This window comes from Streptomyces sp. NBC_00984, from assembly GCF_045162475.1.
In the GTDB taxonomy this organism is placed as follows: Bacteria; Actinomycetota; Actinomycetes; order Streptomycetales; family Streptomycetaceae; genus Streptomyces.
The window spans coordinates 5,230,218-5,243,130 of sequence record NZ_CP108734.1 but is presented as its reverse complement, the minus strand read 5'-3'; the positions used below and the strand labels follow the sequence as shown (position 1 = coordinate 5,243,130).

14 protein-coding genes are annotated in these 12,913 nt (G+C 69.8%); 5 read left to right on the top strand and 9 right to left on the bottom strand.

Annotation, left to right across the window (positions count from 1 at the left end; all coding sequences use genetic code 11):
- Positions 1-27: 27 nt before the first annotated feature.
- The 8 genes from OG520_RS23400 to hemL all read right to left on the bottom strand — a co-directional run bounded on the left by OG520_RS23400 (position 28) and on the right by hemL (position 8,563).
- Positions 28-555: a hypothetical protein gene (locus OG520_RS23400; protein ID WP_406014473.1), complete on the bottom strand. Its 528-nt coding sequence runs from the start codon at positions 553-555 to the stop codon at positions 28-30.
- A 50-nt stretch (positions 556-605) separates the two neighbouring features.
- The gene (gene ccsB / locus OG520_RS23395) at positions 606-1,694 is read right to left on the bottom strand and encodes a c-type cytochrome biogenesis protein CcsB (RefSeq protein WP_399328283.1); all 1,089 of its coding nucleotides are present in this window, start codon (positions 1,692-1,694) and stop codon (positions 606-608) included.
- The gene (locus tag OG520_RS23390) at positions 1,691-3,481 is read right to left on the bottom strand and encodes a cytochrome c biogenesis protein ResB (protein WP_406014472.1); all 1,791 of its coding nucleotides are present in this window, start codon (positions 3,479-3,481) and stop codon (positions 1,691-1,693) included. The genes ccsB and OG520_RS23390 overlap by 4 nt, the downstream gene beginning before the upstream one ends.
- 5 nt (positions 3,482-3,486) lie before the next feature.
- A complete protein-coding gene (locus tag OG520_RS23385) occupies positions 3,487-4,209 on the bottom strand; it encodes a cytochrome c biogenesis CcdA family protein (protein ID WP_406016543.1) in 723 nt (240 codons plus the stop codon).
- 43 nt (positions 4,210-4,252) lie between these two features.
- Positions 4,253-4,864, bottom strand: coding sequence for a TlpA disulfide reductase family protein (locus tag OG520_RS23380; protein ID WP_266417961.1), 612 nt, complete (start codon positions 4,862-4,864; stop codon positions 4,253-4,255).
- A gap of 67 nt (positions 4,865-4,931) precedes the next feature.
- The gene (locus OG520_RS23375; protein ID WP_406014471.1) at positions 4,932-6,182 is read right to left on the bottom strand and encodes a hypothetical protein; all 1,251 of its coding nucleotides are present in this window, start codon (positions 6,180-6,182) and stop codon (positions 4,932-4,934) included.
- Positions 6,183-6,533: 351 nt separating this feature from the next.
- A complete protein-coding gene (locus tag OG520_RS23370; protein ID WP_406014470.1) occupies positions 6,534-7,250 on the bottom strand; it encodes a histidine phosphatase family protein in 717 nt (238 codons plus the stop codon).
- The gene (gene hemL, locus OG520_RS23365; RefSeq protein WP_406014469.1) at positions 7,247-8,563 is read right to left on the bottom strand and encodes a glutamate-1-semialdehyde 2,1-aminomutase; all 1,317 of its coding nucleotides are present in this window, start codon (positions 8,561-8,563) and stop codon (positions 7,247-7,249) included. Before hemL ends, OG520_RS23370 begins: the two co-directional genes overlap by 4 nt.
- Positions 8,564-8,681: 118 nt before the next feature.
- On the opposite strand from hemL, the gene OG520_RS23360 reads away from it, so the two are divergent.
- The gene (locus tag OG520_RS23360; protein WP_399328292.1) at positions 8,682-8,855 is read left to right on the top strand and encodes a hypothetical protein; all 174 of its coding nucleotides are present in this window, start codon (positions 8,682-8,684) and stop codon (positions 8,853-8,855) included.
- Positions 8,792-9,283, top strand: a complete 492-nt coding sequence (locus OG520_RS23355) for a hypothetical protein (protein ID WP_266425731.1) — start codon at positions 8,792-8,794, stop codon at positions 9,281-9,283. Before OG520_RS23360 ends, OG520_RS23355 begins: the two co-directional genes overlap by 64 nt.
- Positions 9,284-9,402: 119 nt before the next feature.
- Here the strand turns inward: OG520_RS23355 and OG520_RS23350 are convergent, their stop codons facing one another.
- Positions 9,403-9,960, bottom strand: a complete 558-nt coding sequence (locus OG520_RS23350) for an NAD(P)H-dependent oxidoreductase (protein ID WP_399328294.1) — start codon at positions 9,958-9,960, stop codon at positions 9,403-9,405.
- Between the two features lie 122 nt (positions 9,961-10,082).
- Here OG520_RS23350 and OG520_RS23345 point away from each other — a divergent pair, with 122 nt between their 5' ends.
- From OG520_RS23345 to OG520_RS23335, 3 genes are all read left to right on the top strand, one after another.
- Entirely contained in the window at positions 10,083-10,736 is a 654-nt protein-coding gene (locus tag OG520_RS23345) for a TetR/AcrR family transcriptional regulator (RefSeq protein WP_399328296.1), read from the top strand.
- 184 nt (positions 10,737-10,920) lie between these two features.
- Positions 10,921-11,922, top strand: coding sequence for an Acg family FMN-binding oxidoreductase (locus OG520_RS23340; protein ID WP_406014468.1), 1,002 nt, complete (start codon positions 10,921-10,923; stop codon positions 11,920-11,922).
- 71 nt (positions 11,923-11,993) lie between these two features.
- Positions 11,994-12,878, top strand: a complete 885-nt coding sequence (locus OG520_RS23335) for a universal stress protein (RefSeq protein ID WP_406014467.1) — start codon at positions 11,994-11,996, stop codon at positions 12,876-12,878.
- The last annotated feature ends 35 nt before the right edge of the window (positions 12,879-12,913 follow it).

The window sequence follows — 12,913 nt, the reverse complement described above, 5'->3', positions numbered from 1 at the left end:
CCGCTTCAGAGGCTGTCGGGCGACCTCTCACCGCTCGGCCGCCACGTACTCCTCACGCAGCCCGGCCCACCGGACCGGGGTCCACTTCGACCAGTCGGCGGGATATCCGTCGAGCGCGTCCACGAGGTAGCGGAAGTGGTCGTGCCAGCCCGCCAGGCAGTCGAGGCGCAGCTCGTCGTCGCCGCGGAACTCGTTGGTGAACCGCAGCAGCACATGGTCGCCGCGCGGGGGCTCCAGGTGGAAGCGGATGCGGCCGTGGAGTCCTTCGAGGGTGTATTCGGCGACCCGCTCGACGTCCCAGGCGGTGACGGTGCCGGGGGCGACCGTGGCCCGGCCCTCCTGGTCGGTGTTGAGCCAGCGGAGCGTGATCGCTCCGCCCATGCGCGGTTCGAAGGGGTCGGCGGCGGCGAGCCAGCCGGACAGTCCCCCGGAACTGGCAACGGCTGCCCACACCCGCGGAACGGGATGGGGCAGCCGTAGCGTGAACCTCAGGGTGTGCAGGTCACCATGGGTTTCGCTGGTGCCGGGCTCGATGACGGGGGTCGCATCGGTCATGGTTCCAGCGTGGCCCGGTGGTGCGGGATCCGCACCCTTACGAGAAGTTCTCAGACGCCGGCGTAGGAGTGCTTGCCGGTGACGAAGATGTTCACGCCGTAGTAGTTGAAGAGCCAGCAGCCGAAGGCGATCAGCGCCAGGTAGGCGGCCTTGCGGCCCTTCCAGCCCGCGGTGGCGCGTGCGTGCAGGTAGCAGGCGTACGCGACCCAGGTGATGAAGGACCAGACCTCCTTGGGGTCCCAGCCCCAGTAGCGGCCCCATGCGTCGCCGGCCCAGATGGCGCCCGCGATGATCGTGAACGTCCACAGCGGGAAGACCGCGGCGTTGATGCGGTACGAGAACTTGTCGAGCGAGGACGCGGAGGGCAGCCGGGAGAGCACGGACTGGGCGAACGAACCGGGCTGCACGCCGTTGGCGAGCTTGCTCTCGTAGCTGTCGCGGAAGAGGTAGAGCAGGGTGGCGGTCGCGCCGATGTAGAAGACGGCGCCGCAGATGATGGCGGTGGAGACGTGGATCCACAGCCAGTACGAGTGCAGCGCGGGCACCAGCTGGTCGCTGGAGGTGTAGAGCACCGTGGTCGCGATGCCGAGGTCCAGCAGGACGGTGGTGACCAGGAGCAGCCCCATCCAGCGGACGTTCTTCTTCAGCGCGAGGAGGATCAGGTACGCGCCGACCGCCACCGTGGAGAAGGTGATGGAGAACTCGTACATGTTGCCCCAGGGGGCACGCTGCACGGACAGTGCGCGAGTGACGACTCCGCCGGCCTGCACGAGGAAGGCGAGCACGGTCATGGAGACCGCCATGCGCCCGTAGAGGTCGCCCTTGAACGTGCCGCCGGCCGCGCCGGGCCCGTCCGGTACGTCGCGGGAACCGGCCGCCGCGCGCGTGATGATCTTCGGGCGGTCCAGTACGGCGGTGCCGCCGCCCTGCTGCGCGACCTGCACCTTCACCGAGCCGGCGGCGCCCGCGGCCTCGGTCCCGGTCAGCGCGGCGGCGGTGCGGCCGACCTTGCTGCGGCTGCCGAACACCCATTCCGCGATGTGCGCGAAGAAGGCCAGGGTGTAGACGGCCATCGACGAATAGATCAGCACATTGCTGGTGTGCGCCAGGTTCTCGTTGGTTGCGGCGGCGAGATTCACTTCTCAGCCCCTTCGGCAGGTTCTTCGGAGGATTCTTCGACGGAGTCGGAATCGGGTTCGGGGGATGAATCGGGCTCGGTATCGGTGTCCGGCGCCGTGGGCGCCGAGGCGATGAGCGTGACCGCGAGATCGGCCAGTTCCTCGGGAAGCTTCGCGGACTCGCTGCGGCCGAGACCCGCCATCTCGACGACCGTGACGCCGTCCGCACCGGGGACCGCCCGTACCCAGACCCGGCGCCGCTGGATGAACAGCGAGCCCACGAGTCCGGCGATTGCGGCGACGGCTCCGGTGAGCGCCCAGCCGCTGGCCGGCTGCTCCGAGATCTGGAAGCTGGCCCACTCCTGGATGCCCTCGAAGGTGATGGAGCCCGCGCCGTCGGGCAGCTTCATCGTCTCGCCGACCAGCAGGCGCTGCTTGAGCTGCTTGCCGTCGGCGTCCTTGAACTCCGTCATCTTGGACTTGTCCAGCTGGTACACGTTCTGTGCCAGCCCGGAGTCCGGCCCGAGGTAGCCGTGGTAGCCGTTGAGGGCCAGTACGGGCATGTCGGCGGCCGGGAACTGCGAGAACATCGTGCCCTTGCCGTTGCCCGCGAAGGTCGGCACGAAGAACGCCTGGAAGCCCAGCTGGGTCTTCTTGCCGTTCTTGTCGCGGTAGCCGTCGAAGACCTTGATCGCACCGGTCGAGGTGACGTTGTTGTCGATGGGCAGCAGCGGCACCGCGCTCCGGTAGACCTCCTTGCCCTTGCCGTTCTTGACCGAGACGACCGGCGCGTAGCCGTGCGCGTTGAGATAGACCTTGGTGCCGTCGACGACGAGAGGCTCGTTGACCTTGATGACGGTCTTCTGCGGCTTGCCGTACGCGCCCTTCTCGTACGTCACATGGGCCTCGTAGGTCCTGGGCGTACCGATCTGGGGGCCGCGGCGCTCGTACGTGCCGATGAACTTGTCGAGCTTGAAGCTGAACGGGGCGAGCGAGTCGGCGTCGAAGAGCGAACCGGACTTGAAGTCGTCGTACTGGGTGAGCGTGTTGGAGAAGCCGTCGCCCTCGACGATCAGCTTGCCGCCTTCGGACTTGAAGAGCTGACCCCACGCGAACGCCACCAGCATCACGATCAGGGCGATATGGAAGACCAGGTTCCCGGCCTCGCGGAGATAGCCCTTCTCCGCCGCGACCGCGTCCCCCACGGTGTGCGCGCGGTAGCGCCGCTTCCGCATCATCGCGAGCGCGGCCTCGCGGACCTGCTCGGGCTCGGCCTCGGTGCGCCAGGTGGTGTACGCGGGCAGCCTGGTCAGGCGCTTGGGGGCGCCCGGCGGCCGGCTGCGCAGCTGGCTGATGAACTGGCCGGTGCGCGGCACGATGCAGCCGATGAGCGAGATGAACAGCAGGATGTAGATCGCGGAGAACCACACCGAGCTGTAGACGTCGAAGAACTGGAGCTTCTCGTAGACCGGCGAGACGGTGGTGTGGGCCTTCTTGAAGGTCTCCACCTTCAGCTCGTCCACGCTGTTCTGCGGGATCAGCGAGCCGGGGATGGCGCCGAGCGACAGCAGGAAGAGCAGGATCAGCGCGACCCGCATCGAGGTGAGCTGCCGCCAGAACCAGCGGGCCCACCCGATGACGCCCATGGCCGGCAGACCGGCCGCGCTCTCCTCGCGCGGGGCGGTGGAGAGCTGGGAGCCGGCCGCGCCCAGTTCGCGGGCGTTCTCCCGGTCCCGCTCGTCCCGGGCCGCCCGCTCGTCCCGGCGCTCGCGCTCCGGGGCGGGGGGGTTGGACTTGGTGTTGCTCATGGAACTCAGATCCCCACCGTGAAGCCGTTGGACCAGCCCTGCAATTGCTGCATCATCGTGTCCCACACACCGGTCAGCAGGAGAAGACCGGTCGCGATCATCATGACGCCGCCGATGCGCATGACCCATGCATAGTGGCGCTTGACCCAGCCGAACGCGCCGAGCGCCTTGCGGAAGGCGACGGCGGCGAGCACGAAGGGGATGCCGAGGCCGAGGCAGTAGGCGACGGTCAGTATCGCCCCGCGTCCGGCGGTGCCCTGCTGCACCGCGAGGATGCTCACCGAACTGAGCGTCGGGCCGAGGCACGGGGTCCAGCCGATCCCGAAGAGGGCGCCCAGCAATGGTGCGCCCACCAGCCCGGTCACCGGCCTCTTGTGGATGCGGAACTCACGCTGCGTCATCCACGGCATCAGACCCATGAAGAAGATCCCCATCAGGATCATCAGCACACCGAGGACCTTGGTGAGTGTCTCGCTGTGCTCCAGGAGGGTCTGGCCGAAGAAGCCGAAGAGGGCGCCGCCGGAGACGAACACGGCGGTGAAGCCGAGCACGAAGAGGGAGGCGCCCGCGACCATGCGCCCTCGCTTGGCCTGCGCCAGGTCGGTGCCGCTGACACCGGTGACGTAACTGAGGTAGCCGGGGACGAGCGGCAGGACGCACGGCGAGAAGAACGAGACGAGCCCGCCGAGCACGGCGATGGGCAGGGCGACCAGCAGAGCCCCGTTCATGACGGTCTCGTTCTGGCCGGCGGCGGCGAGGGCGATCACCTGATCACTTCTCCGCGATCAGCGGGTCGATCATCTTGTGCAGCTTGTCGGAGTCGAGGGCGGCCAGGGAGCGGGCGGCGATCTTCCCGTCCCGGTCCAGCACCACGGTCGACGGAATGGCCTGCGGGCGCAGCGTGCCCTTGGGGAAGCGGAGCATGAGCTTGCCGGTCGGGTCGAAGAGGCTCGGGTAGGGGACCCCGTAGTCCTTCTCGAAGCTCAGCGCGGGGCCCTTCTTGGCGTCCCGCGTGTTGATCCCGACGAACTGGACGTCCTTGTCCTTCGTCTCCTTCGCCACCCGCGAGAAGTACTGGGCCTCAAGGCGGCAGGGCCCGCACCACGAGCCCCACATGTTCAGTACGACGACCTTGCCCTTGTAGTCGGCGACGTCGAGCTGCTTGCCGTCGAGGGTCTCGCCGTCCAGCTTCGGGGCGGCCTTGCGGTCGCCCTTCTCCACGGTGGAGACACCGCCGCTGCCCGTGACGAAGTTCGTATTGCCACCGCCTCCGGCCTTGTTGCCGTCCCCGCCGCACGCGGTCAGCGTGAGGGCGAGGGCGGCGGCCGCTGCGGGGGCGGCGAGCAGGGTGAAGCGGCGTCGGGGTGCGCGGCCATAGCTCATGTGAAAAGTTTCGCATGGCGGTTTCGACGATCTCGGGCACCCCCCTCGGTGCCCGTAAAGCCCGTTGTCAGGCCTGTTTAAAGAAGGCGTTCCAGCCGCCTTCGGGGGACTGTCCGACCCCCAGCGTACGGAGCTTGTCGAGCACGTCCGGGGTCTGCACGTCGAGCCAGTCGACGAACTGCCGGAAGGAGACGAGGCGCACATCCGGCTTCCCCGCGATTTTCTTGATCACCGCCTCGACGGCGTCCATGTAGATACCGCCGTTCCACTCCTCGAAGTGGTTTCCGATATAGAAAGGCGCGCGATTCGTCGAGTACGCGCGGTTGAAACCGGCGAGGTACGAATTGGTGGCCTGCTCGCGCCATCCGGGATAGCGCGAGGGCATGCCCTTGGTCGAATTCAGCGACTGGTTGGCGAGTATGTTGTAGTCCATCGAGAGGACTTCGAAGGAGTGCCCCGGGAACGGCATCGCCTGGAGGGGCAGGTCCCAGACACCCTCCCGCTTCTTGGGCCAGACCTGGGTACCACCGGGTGAGCTGGCGTCGTAGCGCCAGCCGAGCTTGCTCGCCGTGGGCAGCAGATTCTCCTGGCCGAGCAGACAGGGAGCGCGGCCGCCGATCAGTTCCTTGCGGTAGTCGAAAGGCAGCGGATCGAGGTCGGTCCAGCCGGTGTTCGTGCGCCATTCGGTGACGAAGGAGACCGCCTGATCGATTTCGTTCCGCCACTGGGCGGACGACCAGTTCGCGACCGATCCGGAACCGCTGCAGAAATGCCCGTTGAAGTGGGTCCCGATCTCATGCCCGTCGAGCCATGCCTGACGGACGTTCTTCAGCGTCTCCTTGATGTGACCGTCGGTGAGATAGCCGATGTCGGAAGCGCCGATCGGGTTGTTGGGCGGCCGGTACATGGACTTCTTCGACTCGGGCAGCAGATAGAGCCCGGACAGGAAGAAGGTCATCGCCGCGTCATGATCCTTGGCGAGTTCCAGAAAGCGCGGGAAGAGTCCGTTGCCGACCTCGCCCGCCCCGTCCCAGGAGAAGATCACGAACTGCGGCGGCGTCTGCCCGGGTTCGAGCGGGACCGGCTTGGCGGGCTGGTGCGGCTGCTTCCCGGTGTCCGCGGTGGAACCGTCCCCGATCTTCCTGACGTCCTTCTGCTCGGACCCGGTCCCGCGAGTGCGTCCGTCGGACCCCTTCTCCCCCGTGGTCCCCGACCGCCCCGAATCGGAGGAGCCGAAGGCACCGCAGCCTGCCACCCCGACGGCGGCGGCGGCTCCAAGCCCGGCTCCGAGCAGACCCCTTCGGCTGATGTCACGCATGAATACCCCATCTGCGGTCGTTTTGCCTCAAGTCCATACAAACTGGCGAAGGCTTAGATGAGGGAATCAACACGGGGGTTCCGCGATTTAGCACATGATTCTTTGCGCGACCAGACCCCAGCCATGGCCGAACGTATGACCTAGCAGGTGGCGCGGGGTGGGGGCAGCGCTTCAACCACCACCGAGGACAGCAATCGCCGGGCAGACGAAGAATCGCCGGGCGGGCGAAAAAGCAGGCCCGTCCGGCGATTGAGGACAAAAAACTCAGACAAGAACAAACCGGCACTCGATGACCGGTAACCCCGGCGAACCGGCCTCGTGGGCACCCCGCCCCGTCGGCCCCCGGGCCGGCTACGCGCCGAACGCCTTCGACTTTCCCTTCACCGGCTTCGCACCGGCCCGCAGATGCGCCGGCACCAGGTCCCGCGCCGGCTCCGTGTACCCGACCGACACGATCTTGTCGCCCTGGTACGTGAAGCTGGTCAGCGACGCCAGCGTGCACTGCCGCTTGCGCGGGTCGTGCCACAGCCGCCGCCGCTCCACGAAGCTCCGCACGATCCAGATCGGCAGCTGGTGGCTGACGCAGACCGCCTCGTGACCGCGCGCCGCGTCCCGAGCGGCGTCCAGCGCGCCGACCATCCGTACGACCTGCTCGATGTACGGCTCGCCCCACGACGGCCGGAACGGGTTCGTCAGGTGCTTCCAGTTGTCCGGCTTGCGCAGCGCGCCGTCGCCGACGCCGAAGGTCTTGCCCTCGAAGACGTTGGCCGCCTCGATGAGCCGCTCGTCGGTGGCCAGGTCCAGGCCGTGCGTCTTGGCGATCGGCGTGGCCGTCTCCTGTGCGCGCTCCAGCGGGGAGGCGACGACATGGGTGATGTCGCGGCCCGCGAGGTGCTCGGCGACCCGGTCGGCCATCTGCCGGCCGAGCTCGGAGAGGTGGTAGCCGGGGCGGCGCCCGTAGAGCACGCCCTCCGGGTTGTGCACCTCTCCGTGCCGCATCAGATGGACGACGGTGATGTCCTTGCCCTCGCGGCTTCCGTCGTCCGTGCGGCTTCCGTTCTCGCTCATGCGGTGGCCTCCGAGGCGGCGCGGGCGGCGGCGGGCAGGGCGGCGGCGATGCGCTCGACGGCCTGCGTGTCGTGGGCCGTGGAGACGAACCAGGACTCGAAGGCCGACGGCGGCAGGTAGACGCCCTGCGACAGCAGCGAGTGGAAGAAGGCGGTGAAGCGGAAAGCTTCCTGCTGCTTGGCGTCCTCGTAGTTCCGCACCGGGCGGTCGGTGAAGAAGACGGAGAACATGTTGCTCGCCGCCTGCACCGTGTGCGCCACGCCCTCCTTGGCCAGCGCCTCACTGACCAGGCCGCGGATCTCCGCGGAGACCGCGTCCACCTTGGCGTACGCCGCGTCGTCGAGCAGCCGCAGCTGGGCGAGGCCGGCGGCGGTGGCGATCGGGTTCCCGGAGAGCGTGCCCGCCTGGTAGACGGGGCCGACCGGGGCGAGGTGCGCCATCACGTCCGCGCGCCCGCCGAAGGCCGCGGCCGGGAAGCCGCCGCCCATGACCTTGCCGAAGGTCATCAGGTCGGGCCGCACCCCGTCGACGCCGAACCAGCCGGCCTTCGAGGTACGGAACCCGGTCATGACCTCGTCGGAGATGTAGAGCGCACCGTTGGCGGCGCAGAGCTCCTTGAGCCCGGCGTTGAAACCGTCCAGCGGCGGTACGACGCCCATGTTGCCCGGCGACGCCTCGGTGATCACACAGGCGATCTCGCCGGGGTGCGCGGCGAACGCCTCGCGGACGGCGTCCAGGTCGTTGTACGGCAGCACGATCGTGTCGCCGGCCTGCGCGCCGGTGACCCCGGGGGTGTCCGGAAGACCGAAGGTCGCGACCCCGGAACCGGCGGCGGCGAGCAGCGCGTCGACGTGGCCGTGGTAGCAGCCGGCGAACTTCACCACCTTGGCCCGGCCGGTGAACCCGCGGGCGAGACGGATCGCGGACATGGTCGCCTCGGTGCCGGACGACACCAGCCGCACCTGCTCCACGGGCTCGACCCGCGCCACGATCTCCTCGGCGAGCGCGACCTCGCCCTCGCCGGGCGTACCGAACGAGGTGCCGCGGGCGACAGCCTCCTGGACTGCGGCGATGACCTCCGGGTGGGAGTGGCCGAGGATCATCGGCCCCCACGAGCACACGAGGTCGACATACTCACGGCCGTCGGCGTCGGTGAGGTACGGACCGTTGCCGGACACCATGAAGCGGGGCGTACCGCCCACGGCTCGGAAGGCACGGACGGGAGAGTTCACGCCGCCGGGCGTCACGAGGGACGCGCGGTCGAAAAGCGTCTGCGAAACTGGGGCGTCATAGGGAAAGCTCACACAAGCCATGGTGTCAGAGCCACGGACGGTCTTGCGGACAGGTGTTTCACCGCACGCCCGTGGGGGAGGTCACTGACACGATGATCGGGTTGCGCGGCGGGGGCTGTGTCTCCTAAGTAGTAGTCGGGTGGATGAGATATGCATCGCGGTGGCGGAGTGGGCGAAGGGACCGACGACCTGGGGCCCGAGCCTGCCCGGCGGGGTCGGCACCGGCGTGAGGCGGAGCGCGAGCAAGGCATACGGGCCGGTGGTGCGCAGGGTGGCGGAGCCGGAAGCAGGAGTGGTGGCCGGGTGGGGGTGACCTACAAGTACTTCGGTGCCCCCGACGGGGCCACCGCGGCACGCGTGCCCATTTCGATGCGCCCCGAGGAGCTCGGCGGCGACGAGCTGGGCATGGGCGGCATGTTCACCAAGATCAAGCCGGAGACGGTGGCGGCGATGGTCCTCACCGGAATACAGGGCATACCCCTGCACGCGGTCCCCCCGCTCGAACTGGTCGTGCTGCACCCCGATTACGCGGTGGTCAAGCTTCCGATGACGGTCGTCGACCCGCTGCGCGGTGTCGGCGAGGAGTCGGTGGGCGCCGCGGCCTTCATCTGGTCCACGGTCCCCGACCGCGGCGGCCCGCGCGACGCGTTCAACGTCTACCAACTCCTGCACGAGTGGCAGGACTTCTCGCACCGGCTGCACGACGCGGGGCACCAGGCGTACTGCCTGGTGTGGCCCTGACCGGGGCCCGTTCAGCACGGTGCCGCGGCGGGACCTCCCCGGGCGTCCCGGTACGCCCGGGGCATGACGACGGCGGCGGCCGGGCATCCTCGCCCGCGCCGCCGCCGCGTACGTAGAGGTCAGGCAGCCACCGAAACGGCCGAGCTCACCTTGGCGATGACCTCGGTGAGCGCGGTGACGACCTCGGCGTCGTCGGCGGGGTGGGTGTCGGCGAAGCGCGTCACGGAGCCGGGGATGGACAGCTTGACGTCCTCCAGGACCACGGCGCCCGCGACCCCGACGGACTTGCGGGCGTCGTCCTGCGCCCAGACGCCGCCGTACTGACCGAAGGCGGTGCCGACCACGGCGACCGGCTTGCCGGAGATGGCGCCGGCACCGTACGGGCGGGACAGCCAGTCGATGGCGTTCTTCAGGACGGCCGGCATGGTGCCGTTGTACTCGGGCGAGAACAGCAGGAAGGCGTCGGCCCCGGCCGCCACCTCACGGAGCCGGGCGGCGGCCGCCGGGACGCTTCCCTCGACGTCGGTGTCCTCGTTGTAGAAGGGCACATCGGCCAGGCCCTCGAACAGCTCGATCTCGGCGCCCGCAGGGGCGTGCTTGGCGGCGGCCTCGGCGAGCTGGCGGTTGTGCGAGCCGGCGCGAAGGCTGCCGACGAGCGCGAGGATGCGTACAGACATGGGGAACTCCCGGGAGGCGGAGAGGCAGTTGCGTCCAATCAAGCGGACCGCGGTCCGTTTAAAGTTGTACCACCTAAACGGACCACGGTCCACTTATTCTTCCCGGACGCTACGCTGTCACCATGACCGGCCCCGTTACCCCTCCGCCGAGGCTGCCCGAACCAGGAGAAGCGCGGACGAATCTCCCGCTCGCCCCGACCGATGAGCCCCCGCAACTACGGGCGGACGCGGCGCGCAACCGCACGCTCCTGCTGGACGCCGCTTCCCGGCTCCTGGCCGGGTGCGGAGCGGCCGACCTGACCATGGAGTCGGTGGCCGCCGCCGCGGGGGTGGGCAAGGGGACCGTCTTCCGGCGCTTCGGCGACCGGGCCGGGCTCCTGCTCGCACTCCTGGACCACCGGGAGAAGCAGCTCCAGGCCGCCTTCCTCTCCGGTCCGCCGCCGCTGGGCCCCGACGCCTCCGCGGCGGAGCGGCTGCACGCCTTCGGGCCCGCCGTCCTGCGCCACGAACGCGACCACCACCCGCTGATCCTGGCCAGCCGGACCGACCCGCTGCGCAACTACGCCGTCCCGGCGCTCCATCTGCGGATCAACCACATCGCCATGCTGCTGCGGCAGGCGGGCGTGCCCGGCGATCCGGAACTGCTCGCACACACCCTGCTCGGCTCCATCGACACCGCCCTCGTCCACCACCTCACCGTCGAGCGCGGTATGCCGCTGGAGCGCCTGGAGGAGGCCTGGCACCACCTGATCACCCGGCTCGGGGCGACCGCGTAGCCATCCCGCCCCCCACCACGATCCCTCACCTGGATCCCTCGACGGGATCCCTCGGCGGGATGCCTCAGTGGGATCCCGGAGAAGCGCGGGAAACATGAGCTTCGGGACGAAAGCCCCATATCGCCGTGGCGGCGCTTGATACATGCTGGAGAGACATCGACAGTTCCCGACCCCCGGGGGTCCGATGTCCACCCAGACGCTCACCGACGCGGTGGTGACCGACCTCGTCGCCGACGCCACCGCCGCACCGTCCATGCACAACGCCCAGCCCTGGCTCTTCCGCTACGGGCACCGCAGCCGCACCCTCGCCCTCCTCGCCGACTTCGAGCGCCGGATGCCGGAGGCCGACCCCTCGACCCGCGCCCTTCACGTGGGCTGCGGCGCGGCCCTGCTGAACCTGCGGGTGTCCGCCGCCCACCACGGCCTGGACGCGGCCACCACCTTGCTGCCCGAGCCGTCGGATCCGGTCCTCCTGGCCTCCGTACGCCTGGACGACCGCCCCGAGGCCCCCCGCGGGCAGACCGACGAAGCGCTCCGCGCTCTCCATCCCGCTGTCGCGGACCGGCACACCAGCCGCTACCCGTTCGACGAGCGGGCGATCCCCGACGACGTCCGCGCACGCCTCGTCCGCGCGGCCCGTGCCGAGGGCGCGGACCTCGTGTTCCTGACCGAGCCCCACCTGGAGACCGTGCTCGATCTGATCCGGGACGCCGAGGGATACGACCGCGGAGACCCGGCGCGGGAGGCCGAGCAGGAGCACTGGACCCGGTACACGAAGACCGACGCGCCGGTCGACGGAATCCCCGACTACGCCTTCGGCCCCCGCGACGCCACCGGGAGAGCGACCAACCGCGACTTCGCCGGCACCGCCGCCCTCGCCGGCCGGGCCCGCGTCCTGTTCGAGCACCAGCCGCAGCTGGCCCTGCTGAGCACCGAGGGCGACCGCCCGGCGGACTGGCTGCGCGCCGGTCAGGCGCTGGAGCGCGTCCTGCTCACCGCGACGCTGGACGCGGTGTCCACCTCGTTCGCGACCCAACCCCTCGAATGGCCGGACCTGCGCTGGGTCCTGCGCGACCCGGTCCACGGCGTGGGGAACCCCCAGATGATCATCCGCCTGGGATACGGGCCCACCGGGCCGCGCACGCCGCGCCGCCCCTTGGACCGGGTGCTGACGATCGAACCGTAGAAACGCCGGGGCGAGGCGCCGGAACCACACGCGGGTCCGGCCGAATCCGAGCAGAGAAGGCGGTGGGAGCGATGCGGCTCCCCGTAGTCGTCGGAGTGGACGGGTCGGAGGGCAGTCTGCGCGCCCTGGACTGGGCCGCGGCGGAAGCGGCCCGCTCCCGGCTCCCCCTGCGCATCGTGCACGCGTCGCTGTGGGAGCACTACGAGGGTCTGCGGCCGACCGCCGACAGCGGGCGGCCTCCCGAACAGATCCTCGCCGAGCATCTCGTCGGCTCGGCCCGGGACCGCGTGCGAGACCTCAGCCCCGGGGTGAGCGTGGTGGCCGATGTGCAGCCCGAGGACCCGGTGGCCGCACTCGTCCGGGAGAGCCACGAGGCGGCGCTCGTCGTCCTGGGGTCCCGGGGCCGCGGCCGGATCGCCGGAATGCTCCTGGGGTCCGTCGGACTCGCGCTCGCCGGCCGCTCCCACTGCCCGGTCGTGGTGGTCCCGGCGACGCCGCCGCTCGCCCCGGCGGAACCCGGCCGCGTGGTCGTCGGGATCAGCGACGCCACCGGCCCGTCGGCGGCCGCCGTCTTCGCACTGGCCCAGGCCGCTTCGCGCCACGGCGAACTGATCGCCGTACGAGCCTGGCGCCGCCCCGCGCACGAGTTCCTGAGCCGTACGCCCCTCCCGGGCTCCCCCGCTTCCGCACACCGCCGACGGGCCGAGGAACACCTCGAAGAGGTCCTGGGCGCGCTGGCCGAACGGGACGATTCCGGAACCGTCGTCCACCGGTCGGTGACGCAGGGACCGGCGCACCAGGTACTGATCGAAGCCTCCGAGGGCGCGGAACTGCTGGTCGTCGGCGCCCGGCGGAGCAGCGGATGGCACGGACTCCAACTGGGCCCGGTCGACCACGCGGTGCTGCATTACGCGCCCTGCCCGGTCGCCGTCGTCCCGGATACGTACCAGGGGTGATACGCGTCGGTCCACGGCCTTACGGTTCTCCTCGT

Coding starts and splice junctions, on each gene's coding strand:
- OG520_RS23400 (WP_406014473.1), bottom strand. CDS start 555: ATGACCGATGCGACCCCCGTCATCGAGCCCGGCACCAGCGAAACCCAT.
- OG520_RS23390 (WP_406014472.1), bottom strand. CDS start 3,481: ATGAGCAACACCAAGTCCAACCCCCCCGCCCCGGAGCGCGAGCGCCGG.
- OG520_RS23385 (WP_406016543.1), bottom strand. CDS start 4,209: ATGAACGGGGCTCTGCTGGTCGCCCTGCCCATCGCCGTGCTCGGCGGG.
- OG520_RS23380 (WP_266417961.1), bottom strand. CDS start 4,864: ATGAGCTATGGCCGCGCACCCCGACGCCGCTTCACCCTGCTCGCCGCC.
- OG520_RS23375 (WP_406014471.1), bottom strand. CDS start 6,182: ATGCGTGACATCAGCCGAAGGGGTCTGCTCGGAGCCGGGCTTGGAGCC.
- OG520_RS23370 (WP_406014470.1), bottom strand. CDS start 7,250: ATGAGCGAGAACGGAAGCCGCACGGACGACGGAAGCCGCGAGGGCAAG.
- hemL (WP_406014469.1), bottom strand. CDS start 8,563: ATGGCTTGTGTGAGCTTTCCCTATGACGCCCCAGTTTCGCAGACGCTT.
- OG520_RS23350 (WP_399328294.1), bottom strand. CDS start 9,960: ATGTCTGTACGCATCCTCGCGCTCGTCGGCAGCCTTCGCGCCGGCTCG.
- OG520_RS23345 (WP_399328296.1), top strand. CDS start 10,083: ATGACCGGCCCCGTTACCCCTCCGCCGAGGCTGCCCGAACCAGGAGAA.
- OG520_RS23340 (WP_406014468.1), top strand. CDS start 10,921: ATGTCCACCCAGACGCTCACCGACGCGGTGGTGACCGACCTCGTCGCC.
- OG520_RS23335 (WP_406014467.1), top strand. CDS start 11,994: ATGCGGCTCCCCGTAGTCGTCGGAGTGGACGGGTCGGAGGGCAGTCTG.